At 26.5% G+C, this 16,910-nt stretch carries 17 protein-coding genes; 15 read left to right on the top strand and 2 right to left on the bottom strand.

Translation table 11 applies throughout. The annotated features are described in order from the left end of the window. Positions 1–355 precede the first annotated feature (355 nt). The 9 genes from ACU68W_RS02680 (at position 356) to ACU68W_RS02640 (ending at position 9,960) form a co-directional block, all read left to right on the top strand. Positions 356–1,039, top strand: coding sequence for a response regulator transcription factor (locus ACU68W_RS02680; protein ID WP_004816327.1), 684 nt, complete (start codon positions 356–358; stop codon positions 1,037–1,039). Next, the gene (locus ACU68W_RS02675) at positions 1,032–2,078 is read left to right on the top strand and encodes a sensor histidine kinase (RefSeq protein WP_004816329.1); all 1,047 of its coding nucleotides are present in this window, start codon (positions 1,032–1,034) and stop codon (positions 2,076–2,078) included. Before ACU68W_RS02680 ends, ACU68W_RS02675 begins: the two co-directional genes overlap by 8 nt. A gap of 219 nt (positions 2,079–2,297) precedes the next feature. Beyond that, complete coding sequence (locus ACU68W_RS02670) at positions 2,298–3,185, top strand: ABC transporter ATP-binding protein (RefSeq protein ID WP_004818904.1); 888 nt, start codon at positions 2,298–2,300, stop codon at positions 3,183–3,185. 1 nt (position 3,186) lies between these two features. Further along, positions 3,187–4,467 (top strand): ABC transporter permease, encoded by a 1,281-nt coding sequence (locus ACU68W_RS02665; protein WP_446756068.1) that lies wholly within the window; start codon positions 3,187–3,189, stop codon positions 4,465–4,467. Next, positions 4,427–5,983: a radical SAM protein gene (locus ACU68W_RS02660; RefSeq protein ID WP_022620839.1), complete on the top strand. Its 1,557-nt coding sequence runs from the start codon at positions 4,427–4,429 to the stop codon at positions 5,981–5,983. Before ACU68W_RS02665 ends, ACU68W_RS02660 begins: the two co-directional genes overlap by 41 nt. Positions 5,984–6,050: 67 nt before the next feature. Beyond that, positions 6,051–6,248, top strand: a complete 198-nt coding sequence (locus ACU68W_RS02655; RefSeq protein WP_022620838.1) for an Apre_1838 family putative sactipeptide bacteriocin — start codon at positions 6,051–6,053, stop codon at positions 6,246–6,248. Between the two features lie 127 nt (positions 6,249–6,375). After that, positions 6,376–7,605, top strand: coding sequence for an ABC transporter permease (locus ACU68W_RS02650; RefSeq protein ID WP_022620837.1), 1,230 nt, complete (start codon positions 6,376–6,378; stop codon positions 7,603–7,605). 30 nt (positions 7,606–7,635) lie between these two features. Beyond that, the gene (locus tag ACU68W_RS02645; protein ID WP_022620836.1) at positions 7,636–9,411 is read left to right on the top strand and encodes an ABC transporter ATP-binding protein; all 1,776 of its coding nucleotides are present in this window, start codon (positions 7,636–7,638) and stop codon (positions 9,409–9,411) included. 27 nt (positions 9,412–9,438) lie between these two features. Then, the gene (locus ACU68W_RS02640) at positions 9,439–9,960 is read left to right on the top strand and encodes a VanZ family protein (RefSeq protein WP_004812176.1); all 522 of its coding nucleotides are present in this window, start codon (positions 9,439–9,441) and stop codon (positions 9,958–9,960) included. 721 nt (positions 9,961–10,681) lie between these two features. Here the strand turns inward: ACU68W_RS02640 and ACU68W_RS02635 are convergent. Then, the gene (locus ACU68W_RS02635; RefSeq protein WP_446756067.1) at positions 10,682–12,052 is read right to left on the bottom strand and encodes a relaxase/mobilization nuclease domain-containing protein; all 1,371 of its coding nucleotides are present in this window, start codon (positions 12,050–12,052) and stop codon (positions 10,682–10,684) included. Then, positions 12,052–12,420: a plasmid mobilization protein gene (locus ACU68W_RS02630; protein ID WP_446756066.1), complete on the bottom strand. Its 369-nt coding sequence runs from the start codon at positions 12,418–12,420 to the stop codon at positions 12,052–12,054. Before ACU68W_RS02630 ends, ACU68W_RS02635 begins: the two co-directional genes overlap by 1 nt. 729 nt (positions 12,421–13,149) lie before the next feature. Here ACU68W_RS02630 and ACU68W_RS02625 point away from each other — a divergent pair. The 6 genes from ACU68W_RS02625 to ACU68W_RS02600 all read left to right on the top strand — a co-directional run bounded on the left by ACU68W_RS02625 (position 13,150) and on the right by ACU68W_RS02600 (position 16,908). Further along, on the top strand, positions 13,150–13,314 hold the full coding sequence (locus tag ACU68W_RS02625) for a helix-turn-helix domain-containing protein (protein ID WP_446756065.1): 165 nt from the start codon (positions 13,150–13,152) through the stop codon (positions 13,312–13,314). Next, entirely contained in the window at positions 13,290–13,439 is a 150-nt protein-coding gene (locus tag ACU68W_RS02620; protein WP_005956652.1) for an iron dependent repressor, metal binding and dimerization domain protein, read from the top strand. Before ACU68W_RS02625 ends, ACU68W_RS02620 begins: the two co-directional genes overlap by 25 nt. A 162-nt stretch (positions 13,440–13,601) precedes the next feature. Continuing rightward, a complete protein-coding gene (locus ACU68W_RS02615; protein WP_446756064.1) occupies positions 13,602–14,354 on the top strand; it encodes a thioesterase II family protein in 753 nt (250 codons plus the stop codon). Further along, complete coding sequence (locus tag ACU68W_RS02610) at positions 14,344–15,036, top strand: 4'-phosphopantetheinyl transferase family protein (RefSeq protein ID WP_035112354.1); 693 nt, start codon at positions 14,344–14,346, stop codon at positions 15,034–15,036. The genes ACU68W_RS02615 and ACU68W_RS02610 overlap by 11 nt, the downstream gene beginning before the upstream one ends. Next, positions 15,036–16,643, top strand: a complete 1,608-nt coding sequence (locus ACU68W_RS02605; protein ID WP_446756063.1) for an AMP-binding protein — start codon at positions 15,036–15,038, stop codon at positions 16,641–16,643. Before ACU68W_RS02610 ends, ACU68W_RS02605 begins: the two co-directional genes overlap by 1 nt. Next, positions 16,624–16,908, top strand: a complete 285-nt coding sequence (locus ACU68W_RS02600) for a phosphopantetheine-binding protein (RefSeq protein WP_446756062.1) — start codon at positions 16,624–16,626, stop codon at positions 16,906–16,908. Before ACU68W_RS02605 ends, ACU68W_RS02600 begins: the two co-directional genes overlap by 20 nt. Positions 16,909–16,910 lie beyond the last annotated feature (2 nt).

The raw sequence follows: 16,910 nt of genomic DNA, 5'->3' as shown, positions 1-16,910 counted from the left end.
GGATTTGAAGTCTGAAAAAGAAAAGACGATTAGAAGGCTAGAACAGACGAAAACTTTTTAAAAGATATAGTATATGTGATGACAGCAAAGACAATCTATTATCAATATAGTAGATATAGATATTGAAATGAGATAAAGAATAATGGTATACTTATTTATAAGTAGACATTTATAAACAACGAAAGAAATGTATATTAAATCAAAAATTATAGATTTAAGAAATTTAGAAAGATAGATTTAATTCATTAAAAGGATGTTGTATTGTTCTTCTTGATTCTTTTACTTAAAAAATTTCTTTATTTTTTTAAAGTTGTTTTGACAAAAGTGATAGATTTAAAATGGAGGAAATTTAGTTATGAATTACTCAGTATTAGTAGTAGAAGATGATGAAAGTATTTTAGATTTAATAGAGATATATCTAGAAAATGAAAATTATATTATAAAAAAGGCAACATGTTCAGAGGAAGCAATTAGATATATTAAGGAAGAAGAATTTGATTTAGCGATTTTAGATATTATGTTACCTGATAAAGATGGATATTATTTATGCAAAAAGATTAGAGAGTCTTTTAATTATCCAATTATTATGCTTACATCAAAAGATGATGAGTCAAGTAAAATTAAGGGCTTAACCTTTGGAGCGGATGATTATGTAACTAAACCATTTTTACCTGGAGAGTTAGTTGCTAGAGTAAAGGCTCAATTAAGAAGATACAATAATTATAATTTAAAAACTAAAGAAGGTACAGGAAATATTTTAACTTATCAAAATGTGGATTTAAATATCAAATCAAGAGAAGTTTTAGTTGATGGACAGGAAATTGATTTAACTCCTATTGAATTTATTATTTTAAAATCATTACTAGAGAAAAAATCTGAAGTACTAGGATCCGAAGATTTATTCTATAAAATATATCCGGATGAATATTATATAAAAAACAATACGGTTTCAGTTCATATTAGGCATATTAGAGAAAAATTAGGAGAAAAAAATAATATAATAACAACTGTTTGGGGGGTAGGTTATAAGATTGGATAAAGATAAATACTTTGAAAGTATTCTGAAAAAGCTGATAAAAGAAATTGCTATATTTTTAATTATAGTTTTAAGTTGTATGCTTGCAATAGATAGCAATATTTTTAGATTTAATAATGAAATACACGAATTTTTTGTTAATAGATTGGATCTGATTTTTTTTGTTATTTTATTATTGGGGATATTAATTATTATAATAAAAGAATTTTCAAAATTAGAGAAAGATTATATTGACTTATGCAAAAAAATAGACGATTTGGATGAGAATGTTGTTAGTTTCCCGACTCCTTATAAAACTTTAGAAGATTCCATAAATAGATTAAAATTTAAACAAAAAGAGATAGAATATACGCTTAAAAAAAGAGAAAATGAAGATAATGATTTAATCACCTACTTAGCACATGACTTAAGAACTCCTTTGACATCTATCATTGGATATTTATCAATGCTCGATGAAATGAAAGACTTGCCTAATAAGCAAAGAGAGAAATATATTAGACAATTATTAGAAACAGCATTAGGATTAGAAGATCTTATAAACCAATTTTTTGAAATTGCTAGATTAAATAATGGTGAATTTAGTATTCATAAAGAAAAAATTGATTTAGAATATTTTTTAATACAATTAAGAGATGAGCTTTATCCTATGATGAAAGAGAATAATCATAAGATAAATATCTCAAGTGAAGGCTCAATATTTGTAAATGTCGATCCAAATAAAATGAAAAGAGCCTTAGAGAATATTTTAAAAAATGCAATCTTATATTCTTATGCAAATACAGAGATAAAAGTTAAAATATATCAAACGTATAAGTGTGTAATATTAAAAATTATTAACAAGGCCGATACACTAGAAGAAGCGCAGATAAGAAATATGTTTAACAAATTTACTAGATTAAATCTAGCAAGAAATTCAAAAAAAGTGGGATCTGGCTTAGGTTTACCTATCGCAAAAGAAATTATTGAATTACATGAGGGTAAGATAGAGGTAGAAAGTTCTAATAATGAAGTTATTGTCATTGTAAGATTAAAGAATAAATGAGGATTACACCTTAATTATGTATAAAACTACATAATTAAGGTGTTTTTTTATTTTTTAAAAATTAATGAAATCTTAAGAATTAATCAATAGAATATTAAAACACTTTTTTATTGTATCAATTAAAATAAAATCATAGAGGAGTAAAATTTTTATCACTAACATGAAGATGTATTTTTTACTTTTTAATAAGGAAGCATAAAAGATAAGGGAGGTAGTTTAGTGGAATTAGAGATTAAAAATGTAAGTAAGAAATTTAAAGATAAATTAGCGGTTGATAATGCATCAGCTACGTTATGTCCAGGTGTTTGGGGACTCTTAGGTGCAAATGGTGCTGGGAAAACAACTTTAATTAAAATGATCACTGGAATTAGTATACCGAGTCAAGGCGAAATTTTATATAATGGGGAAAGAATCAACAAATTAGGAGAAGAATATAGGAATTTGTTAGGGTTTTTACCTCAAGAATTTATTTGTGCTCCAGAGTTTACTGTAAATTCATTTTTACAATATGTAGCTGCTTTAAAAGGTATAGACAAGAGCAAAACAGAAGAAATGATTGATAAACTCCTAGAAGTATTAAACTTATCTGATGTCAAGTACAAAAAAGTAGTAAAGCTTTCAGGAGGAATGAGAAGGAGAGTAGGAATATGTCAAGCTATTTTAAATGATCCTAAAATATTAATTTTAGATGAACCAACAGCAGGACTTGATCCTGGTGAGAGAATAAAATTAAGAAATTTTATCACGGAAATATCAAAAAATAAAATAGTTTTGCTTTCGACTCATATAGTCTCTGATATTGAATATATATCAACATCAAATTTAATTATGAAAGATGGTAAATTTGTATATTCTGGAACAACTGATGAACTGATATCTAAAATTAAGAATAAGGTATACGAAGCATCTATATCAAATAGAGAATATGCAGAAAAAGAAACACAATTGAATGTTGTTAATGTAAAACAACAAGATGATGGAAACGTACTCATTAGATACATATCAGATAAAGATGATGTTTTAAATAATTCTAAATTAACAAAAGCTCATCTAGAAGACTTCTATTTATGGGTCTTTCCAGAAGATAGAAGTTTTAAGGTGAATTAAAATGAAAATTTACTTAAATGAGATAAAGAGGATTTTATCAATAAGATCAAATCAAATTATAATATTGTTTTCATTACTACTTGCTATATTGCTTTCCATAGCTCCAATTAATTTTACAAAAATTACCTATGGAGAAGGAGATAAAGTAAAAAATTTAAAAGGAAAAGAAGCAATAGAATATATTAAAAAAGCTAAAGAGCCTTATTCAGGAAAGATAACAGAAGATTTAATTTATAATGGCACAAAAAAATATAGAGAAATACTAAGAGAATATAATGTTACTGATAGGTCTGAATTAAAACCTGAAATTAATACAAAGAAGCTTATGCCTATAGAACATATAAGTAAGAAAGTAAATGAAGTATTCACTGATTCTCAAAGTAATAACCTTCCTCCAGTTTTAAGCATAGATATCAATGATACCAAATATTTTTACAATAAAGTATTTGATTATCTAAATAAAGTAATTGAAAATGAATATCCTAATAAAGCTCAGAATCAAATTATAGAAAAATCTGAAAAAGAACTGGGTAAAATAAAAACTCCATATGAATATTATGGATATTATAGTACAGATGCAAATGATTATAGAGGATTTTATAATACGATAATAATAATTTTAATGGTTGTAGTAGCAGCTCCAATATTCTCGTCAGATAGTGAGAATGATTTAGATTATATATTTAAAACAACTAAATATGGCAGAAGAAAGTTTGCCATCTATAAAATCCTAGCAATACTTACGATTTCGGTATTAACTTTGCTCTTAGGAAACTTCATACAAGGCTCTATATTAGACTATGCTTTTGGAACAGAGTATAAAAAGACTTCTGTTCAGATGATGTTTAGTGCTTTAAGTTTGCATAATTGGAACTTTGGACAGTTTAATAAATATATGCTTATTTGTAATAGTATCATATTGATTTCAACCATTCTTGCTACACTAATTATTTCTGTATTAAGTAAAAGAAAAGTTGAATCCATAATGAAATCAATTTTATTAGCAGTATTTCCAACAATAATTTCTCCTATTGGTATGATTAGTGCTATAAACTATATTTTTCCATCTTCAGGAGTAGGACTACTCAATTCATTACAAAATCAAATAGCTGATTTTAATTTTGTAAATGTTTTTGGAAATTGGATGAGTTCATCAAGTCTTATAATGATATCAGCTGTAATATATATTATTATTTTACCAAGTTTAGTAGTAATGATGTATTCAAAAATTGGAGGTAATTATGGACTTAATAACCCTAGAAAAAGAAAAGTTAGAAAATAAGTACAAAGAGTTATGTAAGGAAGAATATCCAGGGAGATTAGGCAAAACATTTAAAACAAAATATAATTTTTACTATTATGATAGTGGTACTGGTAAAGTAGCACAAATAAATGAAAATGTGTATAAAGTCTTAACTAAATTTTTAGAGAGCGAAAATTTCTTGGATTTTATAAAACTTGATATGTCTGAACAAGAATTTTGTGAGGCTATAAGTGAAATAAAAGATGCGATTAATAAAGAAAGTATACTCTCAGCAACTAAATTTAATTGTTTGACTGGAAAAACTTATGAACAAATTGATGAGATAATAGATAATAAGATACAAAATGTTACCTTAGAGGTTACAGAGAAATGTAATTTAAGATGTAAATATTGCATCTATAATGAATCTCACCCTGAGTATAGAGCTTTTGGTCATAGGAATATGGATTGGGAAATTGCAAAAAAAGCTGTAGAATTTTTGAAAAGTCATTCACAAAATTCTGAAGAACGACATATTGGATTTTATGGTGGAGAACCTTTAATAAACTATGATCTTATAAAGAAAACAACAGATTATGCGAATAAGTTATTTGATAAAATGACTTATTCTATGACAACAAATGCTACTTTAATGAATGAAGAAATTGCTGATTATATTATGAAGAATAAATTCAATATTATAGTAAGTTTAGATGGATATAAAGAACTTCATAATAAAAATAGATTGTTTGTTACTGGAGAGGGAAGTTTTGAAAAAACTATTAATGGATTAAAAATTTTATTGAGATCAGCAGAAAAATATAATAATAAAGAAAACATTACCTTAAACATGGTAATCGAAGGACCTGATTATGAGAATAAGTATGATAAGATACAAGTTTATTTAAATGAATGCGATTGGTTGCCTAAGAATATAAACATATTAACATCTTCCATAGATTATGGACCACATGAAAGCATATATACAAGACCACAATCTTATGAAGAAAGAATGATTTTAAAAGATTATTATGATCCAATTTTATCGTGGGATGAAAAAAATAAAATAAGGAATAAAGATAATACTAATGAAATATTTACAGATGCTGATGTAGATAAGGCTATGATGATTATACACAAAAGATTATTATCTGAAAAGCCTGTTAAAAAATATGGGATGAATGGTTGTTGTGTCCCTGGAGAAAGACGAATATATGTTACAGTAGACGGAAATTTCAAAATTTGTGAAAAGGTAGGAGATATTCCAGAGATAGGAAATGTACATAAAGGGTTTGATGAAAAAAGAATAAAAGAATTATATTTTGATGATTTTATTAAAGAATCTAGCAAATATTGCAAAGACTGTTGGGCTATTAATTTATGTACTTTATGTTATGTAAATTGCTATGATCAATATGGCACACATTTTTCTTATAGACATAATTCTTGTAGAAGTGAAAGAAAATATTTATTAGATAGCTTGATAAAATATCATGAGATATTGGAAGAAAATCCAGATGTACTCAAGGAATTTAACGAAATTGAGTTTCAGTAAAAATGATATGAATTAGATAAGTATATATGTATATATATATTTAAATAATTGAGAAGGAGGTGAGAATGTGAAATTTATAAATCCTATAGGAAGACATCCGGGCAGTGGAGCTCAACCACAAGCATGCATGTGTTCAACAGGTTTTGCTGGATATCGTGGCAACAATGATAGTTGTATTCATTGTGGCTGTGGTTGTGGCGGTAAAGGAGAATATAGAACTGGTAACAGAGTTCGCGCTTTAAAAACTCCAAGAGCATCATATTAATGATGAATCATAGAGGCTCACAATATATAGAAATTTTAGTCTATATTTTGTGGGCTTCTATAATAATTATAAATAATAAGACTAGTTTGCTTTGTCAAAGCTGTAAGGGAGGTATAGTTTATAGATTATGAATATATATATACAGGAACTTAAAAGATTTTTATTTAAAAAATCGGTAAGAGTCTTTTTGGGCATGGGTTTAGTTTTTACTTTTTTGATATCATTTATTACTTATGTAAGTATACAATATGATGATATAAGTTCTGGAGATACAATTACTTATTTTGGTAAAGAGGCTATAGAACACTTTAATGAGGATAGTAAAGATTCTATAGGTTATTTGACAGAAGAAAAAATAACTAAAGTAGTAAAATCTTATAAAGAAATATTAAATAATGAAAATGTAAACAGTAGAGAAAATTTATCAGAGGATGCTAAAAAAAATATATCGAAATTTGATCCTATATTAAGAGTAATAACATACCCATATACAATTACAACATCTGGAAGTTTACTTGATGTAAACGAACTTGATACAGAAAAAGATTTAAATTTTTATCAAAGTTGTAATGATGCGTTGAAAAAAGACATAGAACAGAAATATAACAACGACAAGATAACAGAATTTGCTCTAAAAAAATATGAAGAGGTTAATAAACCATATTATTATGCAGGGTATTTTAGTGAAGATACACTATTTTTCGTAATGATATTTGTAACAGTATTATCATTAATATGTATATTGATTTCATCACAATGCATTGTTGAAGATAAAGAAAATTACCTAGATTCAATTTTTAGAACAACTAGAAATGGAAGAAATAAATATATTTGCAGCAAGATACTTGCCTTAGCAAGTATTATATCGCTTTATTTGATATTAAATATATCTATTTATTATGGCACTATTAAATATATTTACACTAGTGGTTTAGACTCATCTTTTCAAATGTTACTATTTAATCAACTGTCAATATCTAATTTAACTATAGGTAAAGTTATATTAAGTGTATTTTTGTTAAGTATATTATTTACTATTGCAAGTTCAATGATGTCAATATTTGTCGCTATAAATTCAAAAGTTTCTATGGTTTCAACAGCCATATCGTGTGCTTTATTTTTTATTCCATCATTATTGTATGGAAAAACTGAGTTTAAATCAATATTTTATTTTTTGCCGTCTTTGGGATTAGGTACTGCAGAAAATAGCTTAATTGAACAGTATCAAAAATTTGAATTTGTTAAGTTGCCAGGTAAAATTTTATGGGTTCCAAAGTTTCTAGTAATAATGGCTTTAATTAATATTGCTCTGTATTTATTGCTAAGTATAAAATCATATAACAAAATAGAGCAATAAATATTTTAATGGGAAGTAGAGGATAAATATATGGGTAAGGATAAAATAAATCATCTTGAATGTATAAAAATAGCATTCAAGATGATTTATGAAGTAGATAAAAATTCTTTTGCGATTACTATAATATTGTCAATTGTAAGTGGTGTTTTTCCGTTTTTAGTTCTTAAATTAGGACAAACAATAATTAATATAATTCAAATTCATTCCACTAGATTTGATAATATTATAATACTTATACTTATATATTTATCTTTACAATTTATATCTGTAATAGTAGATAATATTAAAAACTACTATTTACAAAGGTTAAGTAATGAAGTTACTTATTCTTCCATGAGGAAAGTAATGGGAAAATGTGCTGATTTGCCTTTAAAAAAACTTGAAGATAATAAAACTTACGATATTTTGAACAGAATAGAGCAAGATGCTACATTAAAGCCATATGAAATATTGATGTCAGTTATTAATTTGCTTTTTAATTTAACGCAAACTATTATAGCTATGTATGTATTAATTAAATGGAATTATTTTTTGGTTATTCTTTTGTTTGCAGTTACCATAATATCAGTGTTTGGAGAAATAAAAATAGGTAAATTAGAATTTAATATAAGAAATAGAAGAAGTACTTTAGAGAGGAAAAGTTGGTATTATTCTTTTTTATTAACTCACGATATTGCTTTTAAGGAGATAAAAACTTTTAGGTTAAAAAATTATTTTATTAGTAAGTATAAAGAAATTACAGATACTATTATTAATCAAAATAATAGCATTGAAAAATTGAAAGCTTTATTAATAATTGTTATAAATTTTTTTCAAGTTCTTATTAATTTATATATTTTTAAAGAACTTGCATTTAAAACGTATAATGGAGAATTTTTAATTGGAACTGCTATGGTGTACATAAGCACAATTGTTATATTTCAAGGTTCTCTAAATGAAACAGGAACCAGTGTATACAATATTATTAATTCAAATTTATATATAAATTTACTTAAAGAGTTTCTTGAATTTAAAACTGACGATTTAAAAGTAGAGACAAAAACTATACTAAGATCAATAAAAGACATTAATGTAATATCGTTATCTAATATAAACTTTTCTTATGATGATAATAGTTTAGCTCTGCAAGACATTTCTTTAAAGATAAAAAAAGGAGAATCCATTGCAATAATTGGGGAAAATGGTTCAGGAAAAAGTACACTTCTAAAAATTTTAGCTGGATTGTATAGTCCAGATTCAGGTGTGTTTTTAATTAATGGGATGAAATTTGATGATATTGAAATAGAATCTTATAGAACACAGATTAGTTCATTATTTCAAGATTATTTGAAATATGAGGGGACAATAAAAGAGAATATTATATTAGGGCAAATTGATAGAAATGAAGACGACTGTTCGATTCTAACAGCATTAAATAGTGCTGATGCAAAATTTTTAAAAAATGATGGTAAATATAATATTAATAAAGTAGTAGGTAATTGGTTTGAAAATGGGCAGGAACTTTCAGGCGGACAATGGCAAAAAATTGCAATAGCACGAACTATGTATAGAAAATCAAGTCTATTGTTATTTGATGAGCCAAGCTCGTCATTAGACATAATTTCTGAAAAAATCATATTTGATAATATTTTAAATAATTCGAATGATAAGATTATTATATATATCACCCATAGGATAAGATGTGCGATGAATTCTGATAGAATTATTGTGATGGATAATGGAAAAATAGTAGGTGATGGGAGTCACGATGATTTAATTGAAAACTGTAATAGATATAAGTTAATGTATAATAAGGAATTTAAGTGACTTTAATAGATTGAAGGGGAATTAATTATGAAATTGAAAAATCAATATATTTCAGTTGGGATGAAAGTGCTAACTGTATACTATATAATTTGGTTAATCTTTATTGTAGTATTTAAAATGACATTTTCAATCAATAATTTATTGATTGAGCGACAAATAAATTTACTACCATTTTATTATGACAATACAGTTAATATTAAAGTTATTTTTGATGAGATGGTATCAAATATACTCATTTTTTTACCTTTGGGAATTATGATTAGATCTATTTTATTTCGTAAAAACAATTTAAAAAGTATTCTTTTTGTATTTTTCTTTAGTTTAGCTATAGAGTTTTTACAGTACGCATTGTCAATTGGAGTATTTGATATAACTGATATAATTAATAATACATTAGGTGGTGTATTGGGCGTGGGAATATATAATTTAGCTTTAAAAAAATTTAAATCTAAGTTTAAAGTAGATAAATTTATTTTTTGGATAGCTTTTATTAGTGCTATTTTTATAAGTTTAGTATTAATTGTTTTTTTAAAATATAATGGTATTTAAAATTTTGATATTAACTAAATTATTAGTATCAAAATTTTTTGTATAACGGGCAAGTTCCAATACTGGGGTGAAAGTTCCTAAATAGCGTATTTGTCGACGAATTCCATAGCAATCCTGAAATTTCACATGGAGATATGTGGAAGAGAGGAACGACCTGACTTGATGAACATGAATATGATATTAAGGTTGGTTAGATATGTAGATTACAGTATACTAACAGTAGCAAACAGTGTAGTGGCAAATAGAGTAATAGTTTTAGTAACCAATGTATAGAAAAGAAGTTAGGATTAAAATAAATGCAACAAAATTCAAAGTTATTAAACCAACAAAGCTAAAATGTTTTGGATTTGAAGTCTGAAAAAGAAAAGAGAGTTGGAAGGCTAGGGAACACGAGAATTCATTATAAAAGATTAAAAGAAAATTAAATGTCCCACTGTAGATGGAAAACAGTCCTAGGGGTTTGGCGACTATTATTAAGTTGTAACTAACATAACAGGATTGTACTATATAAACAAAGAAATCCTCAAAAAGAGAGGACTTTAAAGCTGTTTTGATTATTATTTGCATTGAACTACTTGTATGTCTAATGGCACGTACGATGGTGTGAGAGGGTTATATTTAGTCCTACTCGATTTTTATTGGCAAAGGCAAAATGAGAGCTCATATTTGAAAGGGGCTGTGGAAAAGTTTCCACACTATCCTATCATTTTTTTATAGATCCTTACTTATACAATTCATTATAAATATACTTATCAGTATTCTTTCTTAATTGAGTCAATTCATTTATCAATATATTCTCGTTGGCGTAGTCATCCATAAGAATATCTTTTTTATTTTTGTATTCATCATATAATTTTGACAACTCTTTTATACTTAGATTTTTATATTGACACTTTTCTAAAGCATTTATTGCTTTTTCATATGCGATAATTTGAGGCTTATATTCACTATAAAAATCTTTATCATTTGGATTTTCTTTATGGGTTTTATAGATAACCTTATTTATTTTTATAGTGTTAATGTCTTCAATAGCTGTGTAAATTTCGCTCATAACTTTTTCTATATCCTTTATTTCATTTAGGATTTCTTGCCTATTAATAGCCTCCTCTTGGAGTTTATTTTCCAAATCCATACTAGATGATAGTCCGTATTTTCTAAGCTGATTTAAGGTCTTCGCCATAGTATTCATGTTATGCTTTCTTGCCCATATTTCATAACCTTTAGAAGATTTAACCTTTTCATTACTTTCTGTGTCTATTATATTATCAAATTTCTTATAAGATTTTTTATCATAACAAATTTTGTTATTTTTGTAATTTTCATTTACCTTATTTTCAATTCTCTCTTTTATTTTCTCTTTTGTATAATCTTTTCCAAGAGTAGTTTCTCTCGCACGAATGAATCGCCCTTTTTCTCCTTGTTTTTTATGCCTGAAAGAAAGATATTTTCCAAGTTTAATTTCATAGCCATATTCTTCCATAAGCTTTAAGAAATTCTCATAGCTATTTGCTTTATTAATAGTATGATCAATAGCGATTTGAAGTTTATGTTTCCAGGATTTTCCTTTCTTAAATTCAATATATTCTTTGTAGGATTTACCATTGGTTTTATACTTTTCCTTAAATTTTACATAATCTTCATCTATAACTGATAGCTTATACTTTCTACATAAATTATCACTATGATTTCTAATTTGGTGATAAGTTTTTTTGTTACTTTGATATGCTTTACCAGTCTCAAAAGAAACATTATTAAATAGTATATGGTTGTGAATATGTCCCTTATCTATATGGGTAGTAAGAACATATTCATACTTTCCTTTTAAGATTTTATCGCATAGTTCTATGCCTATTTGATGAGCCTCTTCAGCAGTAGTTTCTCCAGGAAAAAAAGATTGAATTAAATGTCTTGCTAAAACTTTTGATTTAGAATTACATTCTATTTTTGTTTGTTCAAATTCTAAATGAGCAGTTATAGGGTTACAGTTTAGGGAGGAAATTAGAATTTTTTCATCTGTTTTATCACTATTCATAATATAATCAAGTGCTGCTTTTAAAGTGGATTTTATAGGATGAATTTTAGTAATTGCCATTATTTTTTCTCAGTATTTATGCTATTAGAATTAGTAAGAGAGTATATTTTTTTACGTATAGAGAAAATATCTTTTGCCTGATTTTCTAATAAGCTTTTTAAATCTTCTACATCATCTTTATATATAATTGATGTAGTATTTACCCTTTTAGTAATTTGATTTATATTATTTGAAGTACGACTTATATTTGTTGACATTTCACGAAAGACATCCATATCTAATACATAAATATCTTTTTCTAAAATACATTTCATAATAAATTGTCTAAGAGTTTTACACTTAGATGCTTTATATTTTTCATTTAGCAATTCTAACTCCTCATCAGATAACATTAAATAGATTCCGTTATTTCTAAATCTACTTGTCATAATTTAACCTCCTCGTATATTGTAGTTGTAATAATAAATACTACATTTTTTTCTCAATCCCTCTTTCTTATGTGATAATAATTATATAGATAGAGCTCGTAGTAAACTTCCTTGAAGTTCCTCTTACTAATAAATTTATTAATCGAAATAAAAAAGAAAAACCTGTAAATTCAAGTAGGATAACTTGACTTACAGGTTTAATTTATTCTATATATTTCGTTTGGGAATCTCCTGATTTAAATTTTTATTATTGATATTTTATCACTTTTTGAGATAATATTCAAGTTTACGTTTAAGCTATTATAAGCGTTTGTTGCTGAATTTAATTATTATAAATTTAGGGGTTTGGGGATATTCCCCAACAAGTAAAATGGAAAAAATAAGCGATATATTCGTAGTATTTTTATTCCATTTTTAGTAAGTGCATATGCACTTACTGTGCTTGCTCATATACTAATAGTATAAGTGAAGTTAATAAACAATACATGACAAATCTAGAGGAATATTGCAAAATTTACTTTTAAATAAGGATTTTTATAAGTATAATGAGATAGTATAAAGATTAAGGAAATCATTTTTTAAGTTCTTTAATTTCGTATTTACTAAATTTGGATGTAATTATTTTTATTTTTAAGGGAGGGGTAATCCATTCTACACAGGGAATTTGCAGAGGAAAATTATTTAGAAGCTATATATATTTTATCTTTGGAAAAAGAGGAAGTAAGAAATATGGATCTTGCTAATTACTTAGAATATAAAAGACCTACTGTTACAAGAATGCTAAAAAAACTTGAAAATAAAGGGCTGATTATTTATGGTGAAGATAAAATAATTCGTTTAACAGAGGAGTCAAAAATATTTTGCGAAAAATGTATACAAGGCATAAATATTTGACGGACGTATTTATAAGACTTGGAATAGATGCAAAAAATGCTGAAGACGAAGCTTGTCTTATAGAGCATGTTATTTCTGATGAAACTTTTGAAAAATTAAAAAAACATTTCGATTATAATTTATAGTAAATAGCATAGATGACTCGCATAATGAGATGTCTATGCTATTTTTATTTTTAAAATTATATTTTTAAAAACATCTCAAAGCTATTGATAAAAGCTATCAAATGGTATATAATAATTTTGAGTTAGCCAATGCTAACAGAAAATAAATAAAAAGGTGAATTTATGTCAAAAAACTTTGAAATACTAAATAAAGAAATTAATGAAAATAATATAATAGCAAATCTTTTTATATTCCCGTTTGCAGGTGGTGGAGTGTCTGCCTTTAGAAAATGGAAAGATGAGTTTGAAGATATAAAATTACTTGTTGCCCAGTATCCAGGAAGAGAAAACAGGTTTTCTGAAAAGGCTATAAGTGACATTAACATCTTAGTGGATAATTTATTTGAAGATATGAAAGAAAATTTTAATTTTAGAAAACCTTATTATTTATTTGGACATAGTATGGGAACAAAAATAGTTTATGAACTTGCATTAAGAATTAAAAATTCGGATTACATAAATCCAAGAGGAATAATAATATCAGGAGGACGAGCACCATTATATAAAGAACCTCTTCCAATTTATCATCTTGACGATGACGGATTTATAGAAGGCTTGAGAAGATATGAAGGAACACCAAAAGAAATTTTAGATAATAAGGATTTAATTTCCATTTTCTTGCCAACACTTAGGGCAGATTTTGTAATAGATGAAGACTATCAAGATACAAAATTTGAGAAATTAGAATCACCTATACTAGGTCTTATGGGAGATAAAGATCAAGAAATGACCTTAGATGAACTTATAAAATGGCAAGATTATACCACAAAAGAATTCACTTATAGATATATAGATGGCAAGCATATGTTTGTCAACACATCTCCTGATAGTGTCATTAAAGAGATAAAAGAGTTTATAAAAGTAAATGAAAATTGAAGAATATGAGATAAGAAATACTAAAGATTTTCTTACCTTAGAAAATTTAAAAGCTAAATTATCTAATAATGATTTGACACTAATTAAGGCTTATACAGACAAATTATTAGAAGAAAAATTACTTTCTTACTTAACTGAAGAGGAGATAATAAAATCAAAGGATTATAAATCAGAAATAGCAAAAATTAATTATCTAGTATCAAGAGCAATACTTAATTTAGTCCTAAAATGTTTACTAGAAAAAGAAATTGATGATCTGATAGTCAAACGAGATAAAAACAATAAGCCTTACCTAGAAAACACTATAGGATTAAAGTTTAACATCTCACATACTGATGGCTTAGTCCTGTTAGCTTTTTTTAAAAGAGAAGTAGGAGTAGATGTTGAAAAAATAAATTATAAATTTGAGTTTAAGGATATATTAGAAAACTGTTTTACTAAGTATGAAATCATAAATATAGATAACAACATAATTAGTTTCTATAGATATTGGACTGCAAAAGAAGCCTATCTTAAATATGATGGGATTGGTCTTATAAGAAATTTGAAAGAAATTGAAATAATTTCTTATGGAAATAAAGTTATAGAAATTATCGATAATAAAAACAATATAATAAGTAGATTACAGCCATTAAATTATGATGGCAAATATGTCGGGGCAATATGCTCGGAGGAAAATTAATGAACATTGAATTAAAAGAAAAATTAGAAAAATTTTATGATGAACAAGTGTGGCCGCATATAACCTTAGGAGAATTTATTGAAGATTGTGCTAAAAAATATGGGGATAAAATTGCCTTAGTAGATGGAGATGTTGAACTTTCATATCAAGAATTAAATAGAAAAGCTTGCCATTATGCCAATGGTTTATTGAAAGCTGGATTTAAAAAGGGAGATAGAATCGTTCTTCAACTTCCTAATTGTCACGAATTTGTTATTATCCTTTTTGCCATGTTTAAGATTGGTGTGATTCCAGTATTATCACTTCCAGCTCATAGGAAAAATGAAATAAAGGGAATATTAGAAAAATCAGGGGCAATAGCATATATAGCTAAGGATAAATATCTTGGCTTTTCATATGTTGATATGATTAGAGAAGTAAGAGAAGAATTAAATATAGATTTTGAAGTTTATATTCTTGGAGATAATCAAGGATATAAAAATTTTTACAATCTTGATGATAAAGATTATATATATCAACATATAGATGTTGACTATAAAGAAATAGGCTTATTACTTTTATCAGGAGGTACAACTGGTATACCCAAATTGATACCAAGGAGACATTGTGATTATATCTATGTGGCGAAAGAATCAGGAATAAAGTCAGAATTCAATTTAAACACTAAGTTTTTAGCAATATTGCCTATGGCACATAATTTTACGCTCTGCTGTCCAGGGGTACTTGGGACTTTGGCATATGGAGGAACTGTATTTATTAGTAATACGGCTAGTCCTGATGAATTTGTTCCCATAATCGAAAATAATAAAATTAATACTATACAAATAGTTCCGTCGTTAATTGAGGTGTTTTTAGAATATGTAGGGCTGTTAGAAAGTGATGTTAGTTCTCTGGAGTTAATGATAGTTGGTGCTGCAAAACTTGAGCCTAAGCAAGCTATGATGCTTGAAAATACGTTAAATGTTAGAATTCAACAAAGCTTTGGTCTTGCAGAAGGTTTGATATGTATGACAGACGTGAACGATTCTGAAAATATAAGATACAATTTTCAAGGCAAGCCAATTTCAAAATATGATGAAATATTAGTTGTTGATTCGAACAATCAATCAACAAAACCTGGAGAAGTTGGGCAATTATTAACAAGAGGACCATATACTATATATGGATATTACAATTACAATGAGGACGAAACCGTAGTAAACGAAGATAATTACTTTATTACAGGGGATAAGATTGTTTTATCAAAAGATGGAAACATCAATATAATAGGGAGATTAAAAGATACAATTATAAAAAATGGAGAAAATATAGAACCTAGGGAAATTGAGAAGACCGTAATTAAGATGGGCGGAATTTCAAAAGCAAGCATTGTAGGTATAAAAAATAAAAATGGAGAAGAAATAATATGCCTCTATATGTTAAGTGATGAGGCAATGCCTATAGATCATATCAGAAAATATTTAATAAAAGAGGGTTTGGCAAGTTATAAACTGCCAGATGTAGTTGAATGCGTAGAAGAATTTCCGTTAACTGCTGTTGGAAAGATAGATAAAAATAGGTTAAAAGAGATGTATAAGGAGTTGCATTATGACACTAATAAAAAATAAAAACGAGATTATTTCATCACTTGAATCATATTTGAAAGAACAACTTGACATTGAAACAATTGACAAAAATGTGAATTTGAAAGAGTTAGGGATAACTTCAATAAAAGTTATGAAAGTGGCTAGCAAGTTGAAGAAAAATGGACTAAATATAAACTTTGGGAAATTAATGGGAAATCCAACTTTAGCACACTGGGAACAATTGATTACGGACAATAATTTTGTACAAAAAGAGTCTTATTACATAAATGAAAATAATCAAAATTAAGA

It is taken from the genome of Finegoldia sp. P2-F-LR (genome assembly GCF_052932265.1).
Note: the sequence above shows the minus strand (reverse complement) of the source record. Positions and strands in the feature narration are given on the sequence as shown.